The 17284-nt window shown below is 45.5% G+C and carries 13 protein-coding genes; 10 read left to right on the plus strand and 3 right to left on the minus strand.

Annotated elements, in window-relative coordinates; all coding sequences use genetic code 11:
- Window positions 1-5: 5 nt before the first annotated feature.
- The 3 genes from AC2204_RS08035 to AC2204_RS08045 form a co-directional block, all read right to left on the minus strand.
- Window positions 6-980: an HlyD family secretion protein gene (locus AC2204_RS08035; RefSeq protein WP_318924997.1), complete on the minus strand. Its 975-nt coding sequence runs from the start codon at window positions 978-980 to the stop codon at window positions 6-8.
- On the minus strand, window positions 980-2410 hold the full coding sequence (locus AC2204_RS08040) for a TolC family protein (RefSeq protein WP_318924998.1): 1431 nt from the start codon (window positions 2408-2410) through the stop codon (window positions 980-982). Before AC2204_RS08040 ends, AC2204_RS08035 begins: the two co-directional genes overlap by 1 nt.
- 350 nt (window positions 2411-2760) lie before the next feature.
- Complete coding sequence (locus tag AC2204_RS08045) at window positions 2761-3222, minus strand: TetR/AcrR family transcriptional regulator (RefSeq protein ID WP_318924999.1); 462 nt, start codon at window positions 3220-3222, stop codon at window positions 2761-2763.
- 827 nt (window positions 3223-4049) lie between these two features.
- Between AC2204_RS08045 and AC2204_RS08050 the strand changes: the two genes are divergently transcribed.
- The 10 genes from AC2204_RS08050 (at window position 4050) to AC2204_RS08095 (ending at window position 17283) form a co-directional block, all read left to right on the plus strand.
- The gene (locus tag AC2204_RS08050) at window positions 4050-5678 is read left to right on the plus strand and encodes an AMP-binding protein (RefSeq protein WP_318925038.1); all 1629 of its coding nucleotides are present in this window, start codon (window positions 4050-4052) and stop codon (window positions 5676-5678) included.
- Window positions 5679-6233: 555 nt separating this feature from the next.
- Window positions 6234-7784 carry a type VI secretion system protein TssA gene (gene tssA, locus AC2204_RS08055; RefSeq protein WP_318925000.1) on the plus strand — a complete coding sequence of 517 codons (1551 nt, stop codon included), beginning with the start codon at window positions 6234-6236 and terminating at the stop codon, window positions 7782-7784.
- A gap of 16 nt (window positions 7785-7800) precedes the next feature.
- The gene (gene tssB / locus AC2204_RS08060) at window positions 7801-8301 is read left to right on the plus strand and encodes a type VI secretion system contractile sheath small subunit (protein ID WP_318925001.1); all 501 of its coding nucleotides are present in this window, start codon (window positions 7801-7803) and stop codon (window positions 8299-8301) included.
- 6 nt (window positions 8302-8307) lie between these two features.
- Entirely contained in the window at window positions 8308-9798 is a 1491-nt protein-coding gene (tssC, locus tag AC2204_RS08065) for a type VI secretion system contractile sheath large subunit (protein WP_318925002.1), read from the plus strand.
- A gap of 74 nt (window positions 9799-9872) precedes the next feature.
- A complete protein-coding gene (tssE, locus tag AC2204_RS08070; protein ID WP_318925003.1) occupies window positions 9873-10280 on the plus strand; it encodes a type VI secretion system baseplate subunit TssE in 408 nt (135 codons plus the stop codon).
- The gene (gene tssF / locus AC2204_RS08075; protein ID WP_318925004.1) at window positions 10277-12028 is read left to right on the plus strand and encodes a type VI secretion system baseplate subunit TssF; all 1752 of its coding nucleotides are present in this window, start codon (window positions 10277-10279) and stop codon (window positions 12026-12028) included. Before tssE ends, tssF begins: the two co-directional genes overlap by 4 nt.
- Window positions 11992-12999 (plus strand): type VI secretion system baseplate subunit TssG, encoded by a 1008-nt coding sequence (tssG, locus tag AC2204_RS08080; RefSeq protein WP_318925005.1) that lies wholly within the window; start codon window positions 11992-11994, stop codon window positions 12997-12999. The genes tssF and tssG overlap by 37 nt, the downstream gene beginning before the upstream one ends.
- Window positions 12993-15575: a type VI secretion system ATPase TssH gene (gene tssH, locus AC2204_RS08085; protein WP_318925006.1), complete on the plus strand. Its 2583-nt coding sequence runs from the start codon at window positions 12993-12995 to the stop codon at window positions 15573-15575. The genes tssG and tssH overlap by 7 nt, the downstream gene beginning before the upstream one ends.
- Complete coding sequence (locus AC2204_RS08090) at window positions 15572-17155, plus strand: sigma-54 interaction domain-containing protein (protein ID WP_318925007.1); 1584 nt, start codon at window positions 15572-15574, stop codon at window positions 17153-17155. Before tssH ends, AC2204_RS08090 begins: the two co-directional genes overlap by 4 nt.
- On the plus strand, window positions 17152-17283 hold the full coding sequence (locus tag AC2204_RS08095) for a hypothetical protein (RefSeq protein ID WP_318925008.1): 132 nt from the start codon (window positions 17152-17154) through the stop codon (window positions 17281-17283). The genes AC2204_RS08090 and AC2204_RS08095 overlap by 4 nt, the downstream gene beginning before the upstream one ends.
- The last annotated feature ends 1 nt before the right edge of the window (window position 17284 follow it).

Here is a 17284-nt window from a genome sequence, read left to right on the forward strand (position 1 = left end):
GATCTCTACTCTACTATCACACTCATGCCGACTCGCAGGCCGTCTATTGGCTGCGAAGGACGAGCTTCAACTTCAAAGGTTCGCATATCAAAGCCTTGCGCTACATCGGTAGCACGCCAGGTTGCAAAATCCCCCATCACGGAAACATGACTCACTTTAAACGGATAGCGCTCATCGCCCAGAGCAGGAATAGAGACGCTCAGTTCTGCCCCCTGGTTATAGGCTGTTAACTTGTCTTCACGGACATGGAAAACAGCCCACGCATCTTTCATGTCAATGACACTGACAACCGGAAAGCCTTGAGGCGCCAACTCACCATCATGCAGCAAGATCTGAGTCACTTCACCGTTGTGCCAACTCTCGACCCTGGTATCAGCCGCGTAAGCTTCGACCTCAGCAACCGCCCCTGCCGCCATACGTACTTTCTCATTCGCGGCCCGCTTAGTCTCCACGCGGGCACCTTCTTGTGCCATTCCGAACATCTGATACGCAGCACGTTCGGTATAGCGAGCAGCTTGCCACTGAGTGTAGGCTTCATCACGTTTCTGCTCAGCGAGCACACCATCTTTGTAAAGGTTATCAACCCGTTTGTATGTTTTCTCCATCAAAGAAGAAGCCGATTTGGCTTTCTGCCATTGATCGCGGGCGGCTTCAATTTCCTGGCTTCGAGCGCCATTTTCTGCTTGTGCCGCCATTGCCCCGGCCGCTTGTTCGCCAGCTTTAGCCTGTTCCAGTCTGGCATCCAGTTCCGGGCTTAGCAGCGTAAAAATCAGTTGCCCACGTTCGATCTGCTCGCCTTTTCTTACCAGTACCTGATCGATACGACCCGGTACTTTCGACGATATACTGTATTGCTGAGCTTCAATCTGACCTTGCATACGCTCAGGCTGAGGCTGGTAAGCCTGCCAGAAGGTATAACCAACCCAACCGACTAGCGCTGCCGCGGGAATGGCCACAGCGAGTGACTTAAACTTACTCATTATTTAACCTCTAGACCTAGATATTGTTGATACTGATTGAAACTGTTTATCTCACCGCTTAACGCCAGCAAGCGCGACAGTGAAATCACATATCGGTAAGCAGCCGCCAGTCGCTGAATTTTGACACCCGCCTGAAACATTTCAGCGTCAACGACATCAAGTGATGTAGATAAGCCCTGGCTAAAGGCTTTTTCACGCAACCGAACATTTTCTTTGGCCAGCGTCAGGCTTGACGCCAGTCCGCCGTACTCTTCCAGCGCCTGACGCGCTTCTCGATAGGTTTTCTCAACCAGTACCGATAAATCCTGCTCGGCCTGGGCACGCAGGTAGTTCACCTGTTTGACCGCGCTATGAGCAGCCTGTACTTTGCCTGAACGGCCTGAACGATCTAGCAGGGGAATGCTGACGCCAACCCCGACCGCCCAGTCTGGGGCTGTTTTCGCAGCAAGAGTATCGTCTTCATGAAGGCTGTAATTGCCATACAAAAACACTTCCGGATAATACTTACCCTGCTCGACATCAATTAAACCGTTCGCTTGTTTTTTCTTGGCGTCGAGAATATGTAAGCCGGGATAGTCAGCCAGCGTCTTATCAATAAATGCCGTCATTGGCGGTAAGGATTCATTGGTAAACAGACCAGAGGATGGCATTGCAGGGGTAGTCAGTTTTAATAATTTGGTTAACGCAACTTGAGCTATTTCCATATCACGCGCCGATTTCTGACGCTCTACACGAGCTTTATCATAAGAGGCTTCAGCTTGGAGACGCTCAACTTTGGCAATCTGCCCTTGCTGCTCTAGCTTCCTGGCATAATCTAAATGCTTCTGCAGACCTTGCTCAATATCGATACGGGTTTGCAGCACCTGCTCGGTTAACACGACACCAAAATAAAATTTGGATAAGTCTTCAAACGTTGCCTGCTGCTTCATTGCCAGCAAGTGCTTCGCTTCTTCCGTCTGACCTTTGGCGATATCTTGCGCCGCAGTGATTCGACCGCCGGTAAATATCGGCCATATCGCACGAATCGAGCTGGTAAATATATCGCGATCTGTTAACTGAGAGGTGAACTGTCGATCTAGGTCAGCAGGATTGATCCCTACTGATTGCAATAAGTGCTGCAATTTGGGGTTAGCCGCAATCGCACCGCCTGCAGGCATACTCCCTAATAAATCTGAAGGGGCGATCTCTATCGGCTTATCTAAGCGCGTATAGTTAGCGGAAACACTCAGCTGCGGCAGATATAGATCGCTGGCCGCATCTTGCAGGTTCCCAGCTCGCTCAACATTGGCTCGTTCTGCAGCTAATGCATCATTGCCGGTAACGACCGCCTGCCATGCTTCAGCGAAAGTCACCGGTGCCGCGTGAAGGCCCGGTGATAATACTAAAACAGCAGCAAGAAACGGCTTTGCCACTCGTGGCTTTATTCTCATTGTTAAACCCTTATAAGCCTTTATCTTTGGCTGATTCAAGGCTATTTTAGAGTTTTAACTCTAAAATTCAACTTAACAATAGAGACGAAGTAGTGCAAAGCGTCATATCCATCCTTTCAATCACCTTATTGAAACTAGAATATTAATATATTTAATTAAATTTCAATAACTTAAATAAGAATAAAAAGATAGGTAAGGGGTGAGGCGTTTTAAAAAGAAAAGTTAACACCCTATCGGAAAGAAATTGTTTGAGTCAATCAAGCAACAATCTATGACAGAAAATAGAAGCACTATGGATTAAAAATGGCCTGCAATAATACAGACCGCTTTCATATTGTTCTTCTGTTAGCTTAACAAGCAAGGCTTATTAGCGATTTACCAAACAACCACTCAAGCTCTTTTCCACAGCCTTCACCGAAACGTTCCTGACAGAGACTGTACAGGCGATCAATACCACGCGATGCAAATTCATGGGACGTATCTGCCGTCACAATATGATGGAACAACAAGCGTAATATAGCACAGAATTTTTCATCCCTCAGAGCCTCAACCCAGCTGGTTACAAATGCATCAAGGTCTTGTTCCAATTCTAACCTTTCAACAAATAGAGAGAAAATACGTCCATCCAGCGCATTAGAGAAGTCTTGTTTTTTAGGGAAGTGGTGGCTGATACCGGTACGTGAAATCCCTGTCTGGTTACTTAACGTGGTGTATGACATTTTATCATAACCCAAGGTTAGTATCTGATCGACCACTGCATCCATGATCGTCTGAATCGTTTTCTCTGTATCTTCTTTACTACGCTTCGGCATAATGAATAGACTCTGATCTTAAATTTTTTATCAACAATGTCACTTTCAAGCAAATAGTCCGAAAGGCTACTGTAACGGTTTCATTGTCAGTCTGGTCTGACTAGTATCACAAAATACAATTCCGCTAACCAGCGTTCCGATCATTATTATCATCTTTTCCATACGCCAAGCTGAATAAAAGCCAAAAGATAACAAAATACTCGCCCCACATCATACTTTGAAGAAATCAACCATCCCCAAACCACCTCAAGCTGAGAGTCGTCTTGAGTGTCACCGCCGCTTTCGTTTCACGTCATAGTAACTGCCTAGCACAGATCATCGTGGCTGAGTGGTTGAGAGGCTGAAAAAGGAGCGTCACTGACCGTCTTTATAAAGTCATCCCAATAAAAAACAAAAGAGCCAAGATAAAATGATATTTCTTTCGCTAAAAGTACGATTGTATCCCAGAATCATAAATGAGATTGGTGTGGTCAATGTCCAGAAAGCGAACATCAAAACAAACCAACGGCACATTTACCTCAACACATATGAAACATGGTGATAACATATGCAATTATTTCAAAAGCTCGTCATTGAGCACAAAAAATAATATAAGCGTTTAAATTTTCCCTTGTATTTCGGGCAGATGGCGCAACATCACCAACATGGCTGGGGTGTTACTCCACTAATAGCATGAAATCTGGTCAAAATTTAAACTTGACGGGTCAGTTCTTAGAGCCTTTACTTTAACAGCATCATAACACCACAAGGATGGGACTAATATGACTTTACCTCTGCCCACGGAACGCTTAAGAGAGACACTTATGGCTCAACCATTACCTCACGAGATGATTTTAAAATGGGCCAAAGAACGTCCGAATGAAGTCTATCTGCGACAGATTATTGATAGAAAATTCGTTGATTTCACTTATGCCGACGTAGCCGATAAAGCACTTCGTCTTGTTAGCGCTCTACGCAATATGGGGATCCAGCCCGGCGATCGGGTAGCATTAATGTCAAAAAACTGTGCTGAATGGTTTATTACTGACTTTGCACTCATGCTGGGTAGTTATATCAGTGTTCCCATTTTTCCAACAGCAGGCCCTGATACGATCGAACATTGCACCACGCATAGTGGATCTAAAGTGCTCATTATCGGTAAACTTGACGACACGAAAGCAATTGACTCCGTATTGGCTAAATATCCCGGCCTTCCAACGATAGCTTTCTCCTATCCCGGAACCCCGGAGTGCACCCACAAATTTAATACACTCGTCACTGAAACCCCTCCAAGTGAAGAACGTCCAAAACATGCTCAAGATGCCCTGATGTCGATTGTTTATACATCAGGTACATCAGGCTTGCCTAAAGGGGCAATGCTGACTTACGGTTCATTTGCCTGGACGACACAACGCCTGGTTGACCATATCGGCATGCAAGATGGCGAACGACTATTTTCTTACCTGCCTTTAGCCCATATTACTGAACGCGTTTATGTCTTCGGTACATCAGTCATGGCGGGGATTCAGGTCGCCTTCCCTGAATCGCTCGATACCTTTATCGAAGATGTCAAAATGTACCGACCTACCCTCTTTATCTCAGTCCCTCGGCTGTGGACGCTGTTCCAGCAGCGTATCTTAGATAAGCTGCCTCAAGCCAGACTGAATATTTTGCTTAAGATCCCGTTCATTTCCGGTGTTATCAAACGCAAGCTCGCTAAAGGTTTAGGCTTAGATAAAGCACGTATGCTCGGGTGTGGCTCGGCTCCTGTATCCTCTGCTCTATTACGCTGGTATGAAAACATCGGCCTGAATATCACCGAAGCCTGGGGACTGACCGAGAATTTTGCTTACAGCACCATAAACCACCCGTTCCGCAGTGACAAAGTTGGCACAGTCGGTAATGCTGGTCCTGGGGTCGAGATTAAAATCGCCTCTAATGACGAGATCCTTGTTCGCAGTCTCGGCCTGTTTTCTGGCTATTACAAAAATGAAAAAGCGACCAAGGAAATTTTCGATGAAGATGGTTGGTTACATACCGGTGATATTGGCTCTCTTGACGAAGACGGCTACCTCACCATTCAAGGTCGTATTAATGACAACTTCAAGACAGCCAAAGGTAAGTTTGTCGCCCCCGTTCCCATTGAAAAACGCTTATTCGAATTGAGCAACATTGAAACAATGTGTGTAATAGGCTCTGGTATGCCTTTCCCTATCTTATTGGCGATCCCACATGAGTTCCCTCACTTCGACCCTGCCCGTTATGAACATAAGATCCAACGAGTAATCGAAACCATTAATAGCGAACTGGAATCCCATGCGAAAATCAAAGGGGTACTGATGGTAAAAGAGCCATGGACGGTTGAGAATGGCATACTCACTCCGACGCTTAAGATCAAACGTCATATCTTAGAGAAAAAATACCATGACTTAGGAGCCAACTGGCCAAAAGACAAGCTGATCCAGTGGGAGGAGTAATTCCCTAAACTCTCTCTATGCCCCGCCCGACTATAAAGCCACCGAATGGTGGCTTTATGATATACGGTATTAAACAAGACTAACCTCAACCATCATCGCGAACACTAATCCAGCTAAAACTGAATCGCCACGACTTCGTAAAATGACTTTTAGCTTCATTAAAATAGAGTTCATTACACAAAAAATTTAACCATAAAATCTAAAAAACCCATAAATATAAATGTAACCTTAAGAGATAATAAAAACAAAACCATCAATTAAAAGTCATTAATTATTCAACTATCACTTTCATGGAAATAACAAAATCATTAGATTCACTCTACATTTTCATTCAACATCCATTGCTGTGATATAACTCCAAACTTCTTGATTATCTTCCCATTTAAATAATAACCACCAAACAAAAACAAACCAAGTCATTGTAATAAAAGAAATAAAAACAAAAACACCGCGGAGAGAATTGTCTTTACAGAGCCCTGCCATATGCAATAGCATTGCACACACTTAAAGGATTAAAGAATCAAAATAACTTTCAGCTAAAATTTATAATTACATATGGAATTCGATAATATTATTTTATCGCCCTTTACCGATGGCGATAAGGCTGGCACGGATCTTAAATATGATGAACGTTTCGAAAATATTGAGAATGAAGTCAATAAAGATAATAGCTTATATTCAGGCTCTTATAGCGACTGGGAAAAAATAAAAAATCAAACATCTGTTTTATTACAATCTGAGACAAAAGATTACCGACTATTAAACTGGTATCTAAGATCAGAGTATAAAATCAACGCCAGCCTGAAAGGATTAATTTCAGGTGTCAGAATTCTTGGGGCCTTTTTTTCAGCATTTGGAGAACTAGCCTATCCTTTGAGAAAAAGGACGCAAATAGGTGTTGTCACTAACTACATAACATTTATCGACACTGAGTTCGGTAAATACCTCGAACAAGCCTCGAAATCAGACCTGGAGCTTGCAATCGAGGTGTTTAGCCACACCGATGAAATGATTGAAATCTTATATCCAAATGAGGTTCCAGGCTTATTACCATTAATAAAAAAGGCAAAAACAGCACTCAGACGCATCGCCATTGACACGCAAAAAACCAATACACAAGAAACAAAAGCTGTAACTCAAACGATAAATATCGGTTCAACTCTGGGGCAGCGGCAATCTCAAGATTGCGAAATATCCAGCAACGAGGATGCGAATAAAGCACTGCGACAAATACAGGAAATTTCTCGCAAAATATCTCACTTTTGGCTAACAAAAAAAATTGGTGATTCAAGAGCATACAAATTAAATCGTACCTTGACCTGGTTGAACATTTTACAAGCTCCAAAAGGAAACCTCGACGGTGCCACGCCTTTAAAGCCAGTTCCATTAAGTAAAACACAACACTATGACAATCTGTTTAACGACCAAAAATACAGCGAATTACTGACAGAATTAGAGATAAGTTTAACTAAAGCGCCATTCTGGTTGGATGGCCACTATCTGGCATGGCAAAGCTTAGAAGCTCTTGGAAACTCAGAGGGGGCTGAAGTGGTGTGCCGAGAAGTTACTGCATTTGTTCAACAAAATCCGAATTTAACCAAATTGACATTTGATGATGGGATCCCATTTGCGAGTATTGAGACACAAGACTGGCTTTCACAACAAGGAACTAAACCGGGTGACGCAAGCGAAATACCGGCTGAACATCATCTTATCGCCGGCACGGAGATGCCATGGGATCTCGCTCTGGAACAAGCTAAATCATCGTTAAAAAAACTGGGGATCAGCGGTGCTGTTGCACCACTTGTTCAAGGTTGGCAGCAGGCATATTCACAACGTGAACAGTTCTTCTGGCAACTCTCTCAAGCCCAGTTATTTATATATTCACGTCGGTTTGATCTTGCATGCTCAATTTTACATTCACTCGATACCCGTTTTACGTCGTCACATCTAGCGACTTGGGAGCCAGTACTGCAGGAGCGATTACTGGCGCTTTGGCTCAGTAGTCTGCAACAACGACCAGGCAAGGAACAGGATCCGGAGCAGATACAGGTTATTAGTGAGAGGCTTTGCAGTCTTAATCCCATTAGAATTTTAAACATTTAATTATCAAGGAGATACCATGTCGAAAGAAGCCTCTGTCGCCCCCAAGGAACGTGTCAACGTTACATTCAAACCAGCCAGTAATGGGGCAACGGAAGATGTTGAACTACCTCTTAAGGTCATGGTTTTAGGTGACTTTACCCAGCGTAGTGATGATCGAAAGTTGGAGGATCGCCAACCAATTAGCATTGATAAAAGCAACTTCAATGATGTTCTAGAAAAACAAGAGCTTAGTCTTAACTTTAATGTTAACAATGCGCTTCAGGACGGTGAAGACAGTAATGCCGATATCCCTGTTTCACTTAAAGTCAAAAACATGAAAGATTTCGATCCGGCGAGCATTGTTGAACAAGTTCCTGAGCTGAAAGGATTGATGAATTTACGTGAAGCACTGGTTTCACTTAAAGGTCCGCTTGGTAACGTCCCTTCCTTCCGCAAAGCAATAGAGCAAGCGTTGGTTGATGAGACTGCACGTAAAAAACTACTGAATGAACTTGGCCTTTCAGAGAGCAAGGAGTAACAAAGCATGGCAGAAGCAGCAGTCGCACCAGAAGCCCAAACTGAAACATCAAACGGCTTACTTGATCAAATTGTCGCAAAAACTAACATCAATCCGCATGATGAAACATACAACATCGCAAAACGCGGTCTTAGCGCATTTATACAAGAGCTACTCAAACCCAATAATCAAGAAGGTGGTGTCAACAAAGCGTTAATTGACAAAATGATCACCGAACTCGATCAACGTTTAAGCCAGCAGGTTGATGAAATCCTCCACCATGAGGCATTCCAGCAACTCGAATCAGCATGGCGTGGCCTGAAAATGCTTGTTGATCGTACCGACTTCCGTGAAAACAATAAAATCGAGATCATTAATATCTCTAAAAATGATCTGCTTGAAGATTTTGAAGATGCGCCAGAAATTACAAAATCCGGTTTGTATAAGCACATCTATACGGCTGAATACGGTCAGTTTGGTGGTGAACCCGTCGGCGCGATTATCGGTAACTACCACTTCGGGCCTTCCGCGCCAGATATCAAAACCATGCAGAATATTGCCTCTATCGCTGCAATGTCACACGCGCCATTCATTTCAGCTGCCGGGCCCCAGTTTTTTGGGATGGAATCATTCGAAGGCCTGCCAGATCTAAAAGATCTCAGTGCTCATTTCGAAAGTCCGATGTTCACCAAATGGCAAAGCTTCCGTGAGCAAGAAGATTCTCGTTTCGTTGGCTTAACGTTACCGCGATTTCTATTGAGGCAGCCTTACGACCCAGAAGAAAACCCAATAAAAGCGTTCAACTATCAAGAAGATGTCTCACAAACACACGAACATTATTTATGGGGTAACACAGCCTTTGCAATGGCGTCACGGCTTACCGCCAGTTTTGCCAACTACCGTTGGTGTCCGAACATTATTGGTCCGCAATCTGGTGGTGCCGTCGATGACTTGCCACTGCATCATTTTGAAAGCATGGGCGACATTGAAACCAAAATTCCAACAGAAGTGCTCATATCCGATCGTCGTGAATATGAGTTAGCGGCAGAAGGATTTATTGCTCTTACCATGCGTAAAGGTTCTGACAATGCAGCATTTTTCTCGGCAAATTCAGTGCAAAAACCAAAAGTATTCAGCAATACCGATGAAGGCAAACGCGCCGAGCTGAACTACAAACTGGGGACTCAGTTACCGTATTTATTCATCATCAGCCGCCTTGCCCATTACATAAAGGTACTTCAACGCGAACAAATTGGCAGTTGGAAAGAACGTACCGATTTGGAATCTGAACTGAACACATGGATACGCCAATATGTTGCAGATCAGGAAAATCCACCGGCAGAAGTTCGTAGTCGTCGGCCTCTGCGTGCAGCCAGTATCCGTGTCGAAGATGTTGCTTCAGATCCTGGTTGGTATCGCGTGAGCTTAGCGGTTCGCCCTCATTTTAAATATATGGGCGCTGATTTCACGCTGTCGCTGGTCGGAAAACTCGATTCGGACGGCAATATTTATCCATAACGTTACTTGTAGCAAAACCTTAATGTACTTGCCTCGTCTGTTGCTATGACGAGGCTCCGCCAGGTGAAATGAATATGCGAAACAGACTTTTTGATCGCCTGTCAGGCGAGGCAGAACATACCCGTCACTTATCGGATATCGATGCACTTTGCCTGTCGATTAAACAGCACATATCACAATTAATCGGGATCCGTCAGGGCTCAGCGATGACCGTGCCTCAACTCGGACTGCCTGATCTCAATAGCCAGCATATGAGTCCTTTTGACGCTATCCAGCATATACGACGTGAAATAGAACGTGTTATTCATCAATTTGAACCTCGCCTGCATGAAGCCTCGGTAAAGTACCTTGGCGATGTCAATAATCCGCTTAACCTTACCTTTAACATTGAAGGTAATGTAATGATCAATGGCAGCACAGACTGCATTTCTTTTTCGACACACTTGAATAATCATGACCGTCGCCGGGTTGAATGTTCATGAACTTCAACCATTACTACCTGAGTGAACTGGCAGCCCTCCGTGAACTTGGCAAAGAGTTTGCTGATGAAAACCCTGCACTGGCACCTTACCTTAGCCAGCAGGGTCAAGACCCTGATGTTGAACGATTATTTGAAGGTTTTGCCTTTCTAACCGGACGTCTGCGCCAGCGCCTTGATGATGAACTGCCAGAGCTTACCCATTCGCTTATGCGTTTACTATGGCCAAACTATGTTCGCCCTACGCCGGCGATCAGTACACTTGCCTTTACTCCAAAAGCTGAACTGAATCAGAAACAACTGATCCCGCGGGGCATCTCCGTTCGAAGCGAAACCGTCGAGGACGTGAGTTGCCAGTTCAAAACCTGTTTCGAAACCGAAATATATCCACTCTCGATTGCATCGACACAATATAACTCAACAGGAGATGGAGGGATCTATACGATCCGTTTAATGCTTGAAAATGGTGCAAAAATTGAGGCGATCAATCTCAATCAATTACGGTTTCATTTCCAAGGAGACAAAGCAACCTGCCTGAATCTGATCCTTGCGCTGCTAAACCACTGCAAACACATTGACTACCGCCTTTTAGACGCCGAATCAGAAGTCATCACTCAAACAGGGCTACCGGCAACATCCATAAAACCAGTTGGCTTTGCCGGCGAAGAAGGGCTTATTGATTATCCGCTAAATACTTTTATGGGCTATCGCCATATTCAAGAGTTTTTCTGTTATCCGGAAAAGTTTCAGTATATCGACCTGACGTCATTGCCGCTATGGACAGCAGAGCTCGCTGGTGAATGTACATGTGTCGAGTTTTCTTTTCATTTTGATCAACTGCCACTTAGCCAGTTTTATCCTGATCGTGCTGAAGCGACTTTATTTTGTACCCCTATTATTAATATCTTTGATACCGATACGTCGCCTCTATTGCTTGACCACCGTAAAACACTTTATAAATTAACTCCGGTAACTGACCATAAAGCCAGCGGCATTGTGATTGGAATCAACAGCGTAACGGGATGGCAGCCAGGGCAGCAAGGTCGAATTACCTTTCATGACTTTGAATCATTCGAACACGATGCGCAAAATGGTAAAGGCAGTTATTACAGTATCAAACAGTCACCTAACATTGTGACTCGCCAGATTGATACCTATTTGTCGTTCAACCTACAAACCACCACCTATCGCGCAATCACCGTTTCAGTCTCGGTCACTGCCTGCAATGGTCAACTCCCCCAATCACTGCCTCTGGGCAGCATTTGCGAAATGACCGACTCATCGCCTGAATTTACAACATTTAAGAACATTACCATGCCCACGCCTTTATATGCGCCGCCATTTGAAAAAGATGGATTGTGGTCATTAATTTCCAATATGTCGCTGAACTATGTATCTCTGACTAAACCCGAAGCACTAAAAAAAATCCTTAAAGCCTATGACTTCCCGGGAAATCAGGATGATACAAAAGCCAAAAGAACCCGCCACCTGCTTGATGGCATTAAAAATATCAAGGCAGACCCCGTCGATCTCTTGCTTAAAGGGTTACCTGTGCGGGGGACCCATACTCACTTAACGCTCGATACCAAACATTTTCTCTGTGAGGGAGAGCTCTACCTGTTCACAGCCGTGCTTAACGAGTTTTTTTCGCTTTACGCCAGCATCAACGCATTCAACATGCTTTCAGTCCACAGTACCGAAGGAGGAGACTACTCATGGCCAGTGCGAGTCGGTCAACAACCCGTGATCTGATTGAGTTTGACCGTGATATCAGACGTTTCAACGTCATTCAGGCGATTGATAAAATCTGTAGCTGGCTAATGGAGCAGCACCCGGAACTCGATAAGGATCAGGCTTACGAACGCATTCAATTCATCGCCAATCCGTCACAGGCTTTTGCTGCCAGTGATATAGATCGCGTTGAGGCCTATACCGACAAATACGGGCAATACCGGACCACGATTACCTTGAATTTACTCGCACTGTTTGGCGCTTCTTCGCCATTACCCAGCTATTACAGTGATTACGTCTCTAATAACGAGTCCAAAGCGATTCAGAACTTTCTGGATATTTTTCATCATCGTATTCACCGCTTGCTCCATACAATCTGGAAGAAATATCGGTATAACGCATCATTTCGAAGCGGCGCATCTGATCCCTTCTCAAACTACACCTTCTCACTACTCGGCCTGCAGGATGAGACATTACGAACCAATGACAATATTGACTGGGTCAGGTTACTGCCATATCTCGGGCTGCTCAATCAACGGGTACGTTCAGCCGCCGCTATAGAAGCCACACTTCGTTACTATTTTCAGTTACCAAAAATTGATATTGAACAGTGCACATTACGTTACTGCGCGATCCACCCGAGCCAGAAAAATCAACTTGGCACAGTCAATAATACCTTAGGCCAAACAACCGTCTTAGGTGAAACCATCCGTGATCGCGCCAACAAATTCCGGATCCATATCCGCGAACTCACTTGGGTGCAGTTCCATCGTTTTCTTGAAGGAAAGCCAGATTGGCTCACCTTACATCAGCTCGTTCGCTTCGCGGTAAAAGATCCGATGGACTTCGATATTCAGCTTCACCTTCAACAGGGCGAACCTCGACCACTCAAAATTCAAACCGACAATGAATGTCGTCTTGGATGGACGAGTTGGCTAGGTTCCAAACCTAATGAGAGCAATATTACCCTTTCAGGAAACACACTATGTTAAACGTAGAGCTACAACAATTGATCAAAGCCTTGGATAAAGAATCGCATCAGGCATTGGAGCAAGCGGCTCAGCTATGTGTATCACGCGGTGGGCAAGAAGTGCTGTGTGAAGATGTCATTCTAGCACTCCTAAATAATCCGAAAAGCTTTTGGAATAACGCTTGCCAGCAGTTTGAACTATCCACAAATGGGTTGGTTAAAACCTTGCAACATGGACGTAAAATCTCAACCAATGAGACCCTGCACCCGGTATTATCACCAGCATTAATCGCATGGTTACAAGAGGCATACCTGTTTGCCACCTTACAGCTCAAACAGCAAGAAATTCTCTCTGGTTGCTTACTGCTCGCGCTGCTGACAAACCCGGGACGATACGGACATGCCCCGTATTTTGAAGTTTTAAACCAGATCCCAGCAGACAAACTGGAAAACCAACTGCTGGGTTTAATTGAAACAGCGCATCAACAGCAATCTCGTCAGGTTGACGGCGACGAGACGCTGGAAGCCTACACCACCAATTATACTCAACTTGCCAGAGACCATCGTATCGACCCGGTGCTATGTCGTGATCAGGAGATCCGGCAAATGATTGACATTCTGGCTCGCCGCCGAAAAAACAACCCGATGATCGTCGGTGAAGCCGGTGTCGGAAAAACTGCTCTGGTTGAAGGACTGGCATTGAAAATAGCGGCAGGTGAAGTGCCGGACATTCTCGCAGATGTCAGCCTGCTCTCACTTGATCTTGGTTTATTGCAAGCCGGTGCCAGTATAAAAGGTGAATTTGAACGGCGCTTAAATGCGGTGATCAACGCAGTACAACAAAGTCCAACTCCTATTATTCTCTTTATTGATGAAGCCCACACCCTCATTGGTGCCGGTGGCCAAGCTGGCGGAAACGATGCCGCAAACCTGTTAAAACCCGCGCTTGCCAGAGGCGAGTTACGCACGATTGGCGCCACAACCTGGTCGGAGTACAAAAAATACATTGAAAAAGATCCGGCATTAGCCCGTCGCTTCCAACCGATAAAAGTCGATGAACCTGATGTTGAGCAGGCCATCACCATCTTACGAGGCTTAGCAAGCCGCTATGAAGAAGCCCATGGCGTGTACATTCGTGACGATGCCATCAGTGCCGCCGCGGAATTATCGGCACGCTACCTGACAGGGCGCCAACTACCGGATAAAGCGATCGATTTGCTCGATACCGCTTGTGCTCGAGTTAAAATCAACTTGCGCTCCAAACCTGAGCCATTAGAAAAATATCTGCACCAGATCGCGATCACCGAGCGTGAATTGCAGTCTCACCTGCGCGATCAGGAAGCCGGACTCGAAAAAGATCCGACGCAAATAGCAGCGCTTCAAGAGCTACTGACCACCAGCCAAATCGAATACGCTGCGCTGGAAATGCTTTGGCTCCAGCAAACCGAGCTTGCCCAAGCACTGCTTGATATCCGTTCAACCATCAATACTGTCAGTGATGAAGATAAACAGGCACAAATTGAACACCAGACACGCTTAGCAAGCGAGCTTGCCGAACTAAAAGCACAAACAGACTTAGTCAATTATGAAGTCTGCCCGGCTTTAATTGGTGAAGTCATCGCACACTGGACGGGCATTCCGCTCGGTACCTTAATGAAGGCGAGAAACGAGCAAGTACTGAATATCCGGCAACAGCTTAAAGATCAGATCAAAGGACAGGACGATGCTGTTATCGCCCTCGAACAGGCTGTACAGGCAACCGCTGCCGGACTGAATAATCCTAACGCCCCGACGGGTGTGTTTCTCTTTGTCGGTCCCAGTGGTATCGGGAAAACTCAGACTGCTCAGGCGCTTGCCAACTTAATGTACGGTGGTGAGCAATTCCTGACGACTATCAACATGTCCGAATTTCAGGAAAAACATACCGTTTCCCGTCTGATTGGCTCTCCTCCGGGTTATGTCGGTTATGGCGAAGGCGGGGTATTAACCGAAGCCGTGCGTCAGCGTCCGTATTCGGTTATTTTGCTCGATGAAGTGGAGAAAGCCGATCCGGAAGTCATGAATCTGTTCTATCAGATTTTTGATAAAGGTATTGTCAATGATGGCGAAGGACGCGAAATTAATTTTCGCCAGACCCTGATCATCATGACCTCAAATCTTGCCTCTGACGTCATCACCCGACTCTGTGAAGAGCAGCGACCAGATAGCCAAACCCTAAAAACGGCGATCCGCCCAACGCTCAACCACTACTTTAAGCCGGCCCTCGTGGCACGAATGAACATCGTGCCCTTTTACCCGCTGGAGCAAGACACGTTAGCGCAATTAGCTGAAATTCGCATGAACCAGCTTGGTGAACAGTTGGCGAGGCAGAATATTGCCTTTACCTTCGATGATGAGGTGCTTTCCCACATCGCAGCCAGCTGTACCCTGACCGAAACCGGTGCCCGCAATATTGATGCCCTGATCAACGGACAACTGAAACCGACCCTCTCGGCCCAAATAATTACCGCCATGTCAACCAACACACCATTGCATAGTATTCACTTGGGCCAAGATGAAAACGGCCAGTTTTGTTGCGAGTTTAAGGAGGCAGAATGAGCACTGCTCACGCTCAATATTACACGCAATCCCTCGCTTCAGCACTCGACATGCTTGAGCGACAAACCAGCCATACCGGTCTTCTGACCTGTTGGCTAAAATCAGTGAGACAGCTTACCGAGGCGGCGTCGGTTCAATGCTTTCTGCTGAAGCCTGAAGGTGAGCTGATTAAAACAGCCAGAGCGAACCTCGACGGTGTCGACATCGAGATTAACCCCCCGACGCTTTCAGATACTGACTATGATGCTGACAATGCTCTAACGCTCTGTCTCACAGAGAGAAAACATATCGAAATGCGGTATAGCCAGTGTAATGAGACATTACGGCATATCCTCTTTACTTCCTCTGAGCGTTACACCCTGAACGAAGGCTGCATCCTGCTGTTGCCACTACATACGCAAGATGAAAACAGTTCGGTTAATGGTGTTCTTGCTATCTACCAAGCAGAAGAAATCGATAGCAACGACATACCGGCTGTTCAATCACTTAATGGCGTGGCTTTAAGTAAGATATTACAAATGCGTTCGCTGAGCAAAGCCGCGTCCGCACTGTTCAAAATTCAACAACAGTCTCCGCCAATCCCAAGCGACTATGGCATCGTGGGTGACAGTGATGCCATAAAAAAAGTGCGCCTTAAGATTTCTCAGGCACTTCACATTAATCGTAATGTCTTGGTAACAGGCGAAACTGGCACCGGTAAAGAACTGGTCGCCAGAGCAATCCAGCAAAGCGGTAGCCGTCGGACACAAGCTTTTTGTATCCAAAACTGTGCCAGCATCCCAGATCATCTGCTTGAAAGCGAGCTATTTGGTTACCACAAAGGGGCGTTTACCGGGGCCAATAAGGATTACCCGGGATTACTTCGCTCTGCCGATAAAGGGACTGTTTTCCTCGATGAGATTGGTGATATGCCATTGCAGCTTCAAGCCAAGCTATTGCGAGTACTGGAAGACAAGCAAGTACGGCCTCTTGGTTCGACCCAATCGTTTCCTATCGATATTCGTATTATTGCAGCCACGCATCAACACTTAGACAAATTGATCTCCGAAGGTAAGTTTCGTCACGACCTTTATTATCGCTTAGCGCAATTTCCAATCGCCCTGCCCAATTTAAAAGCCCGCAATCGAGATGCGGTTTTACTAGCGAACTATTTTATTCATGCCTATGCCAAAGAGCACCAAACACCACCAGCAATACTCACAGAAGAAGCAGAAGCTATTCTGCTCAGCTACAGCTTTCCCGGCAACGTACGGGAACTTAAAAACCTCGTCGATCGCGCTTTAATTATTTCGCAAAACTCAGGTGCCATCACACCGGAGCTTTTTGCCTATGAACTGCAAAGCTTACCGGCGTCTTGTGAAGACGAATCACACCATACAACCTCACAGCCCATTAAAGAAGGCAACAGTTTTACGGCTCAGGTTGATGACTTTGAACGCCAGCTCCTGACTCACTTTTTAAGCAAATATCAAGGCAACCTTCGTGCAGTCGCACAAGCATTAAAACTCTCGAAGGGTTCGCTCGACTATCGCATGCGTAAATTCAATCTGCTAGCAAAAGACTGGAGAGACCGAGTATGAAAGACCTATATACCGCCCTGTTGGCCCTATTTGTATTAACAGCCTGTAGCAACGCCGATGGCTACCGCTCATTAGGGGACAAAGAGCCAGCACCACAAGCAGAGATAATCGCAGAGGAAGGAAAATAAG

Source organism: Photobacterium sp., from assembly GCF_057456235.1.

Bases quoted from the DNA above. Each gene is read 5' to 3' on its own strand.
- AC2204_RS08035 (WP_318924997.1), bottom strand. From the start codon at position 980: ATGAGTAAGTTTAAGTCACTCGCTGTGGCCATTCCCGCGGCAGCGCTA.
- AC2204_RS08040 (WP_318924998.1), bottom strand. From the start codon at position 2,410: ATGAGAATAAAGCCACGAGTGGCAAAGCCGTTTCTTGCTGCTGTTTTA.
- AC2204_RS08045 (WP_318924999.1), bottom strand. From the start codon at position 3,222: ATGCCGAAGCGTAGTAAAGAAGATACAGAGAAAACGATTCAGACGATC.
- AC2204_RS08050 (WP_318925038.1), top strand. From the start codon at position 4,050: ATGATTTTAAAATGGGCCAAAGAACGTCCGAATGAAGTCTATCTGCGA.
- tssA (WP_318925000.1), top strand. From the start codon at position 6,234: ATGGAATTCGATAATATTATTTTATCGCCCTTTACCGATGGCGATAAG.
- tssB (WP_318925001.1), top strand. From the start codon at position 7,801: ATGTCGAAAGAAGCCTCTGTCGCCCCCAAGGAACGTGTCAACGTTACA.
- tssC (WP_318925002.1), top strand. From the start codon at position 8,308: ATGGCAGAAGCAGCAGTCGCACCAGAAGCCCAAACTGAAACATCAAAC.
- tssE (WP_318925003.1), top strand. From the start codon at position 9,873: ATGCGAAACAGACTTTTTGATCGCCTGTCAGGCGAGGCAGAACATACC.
- tssF (WP_318925004.1), top strand. From the start codon at position 10,277: ATGAACTTCAACCATTACTACCTGAGTGAACTGGCAGCCCTCCGTGAA.
- tssG (WP_318925005.1), top strand. From the start codon at position 11,992: ATGGCCAGTGCGAGTCGGTCAACAACCCGTGATCTGATTGAGTTTGAC.
- tssH (WP_318925006.1), top strand. From the start codon at position 12,993: ATGTTAAACGTAGAGCTACAACAATTGATCAAAGCCTTGGATAAAGAA.
- AC2204_RS08090 (WP_318925007.1), top strand. From the start codon at position 15,572: ATGAGCACTGCTCACGCTCAATATTACACGCAATCCCTCGCTTCAGCA.
- AC2204_RS08095 (WP_318925008.1), top strand. From the start codon at position 17,152: ATGAAAGACCTATATACCGCCCTGTTGGCCCTATTTGTATTAACAGCC.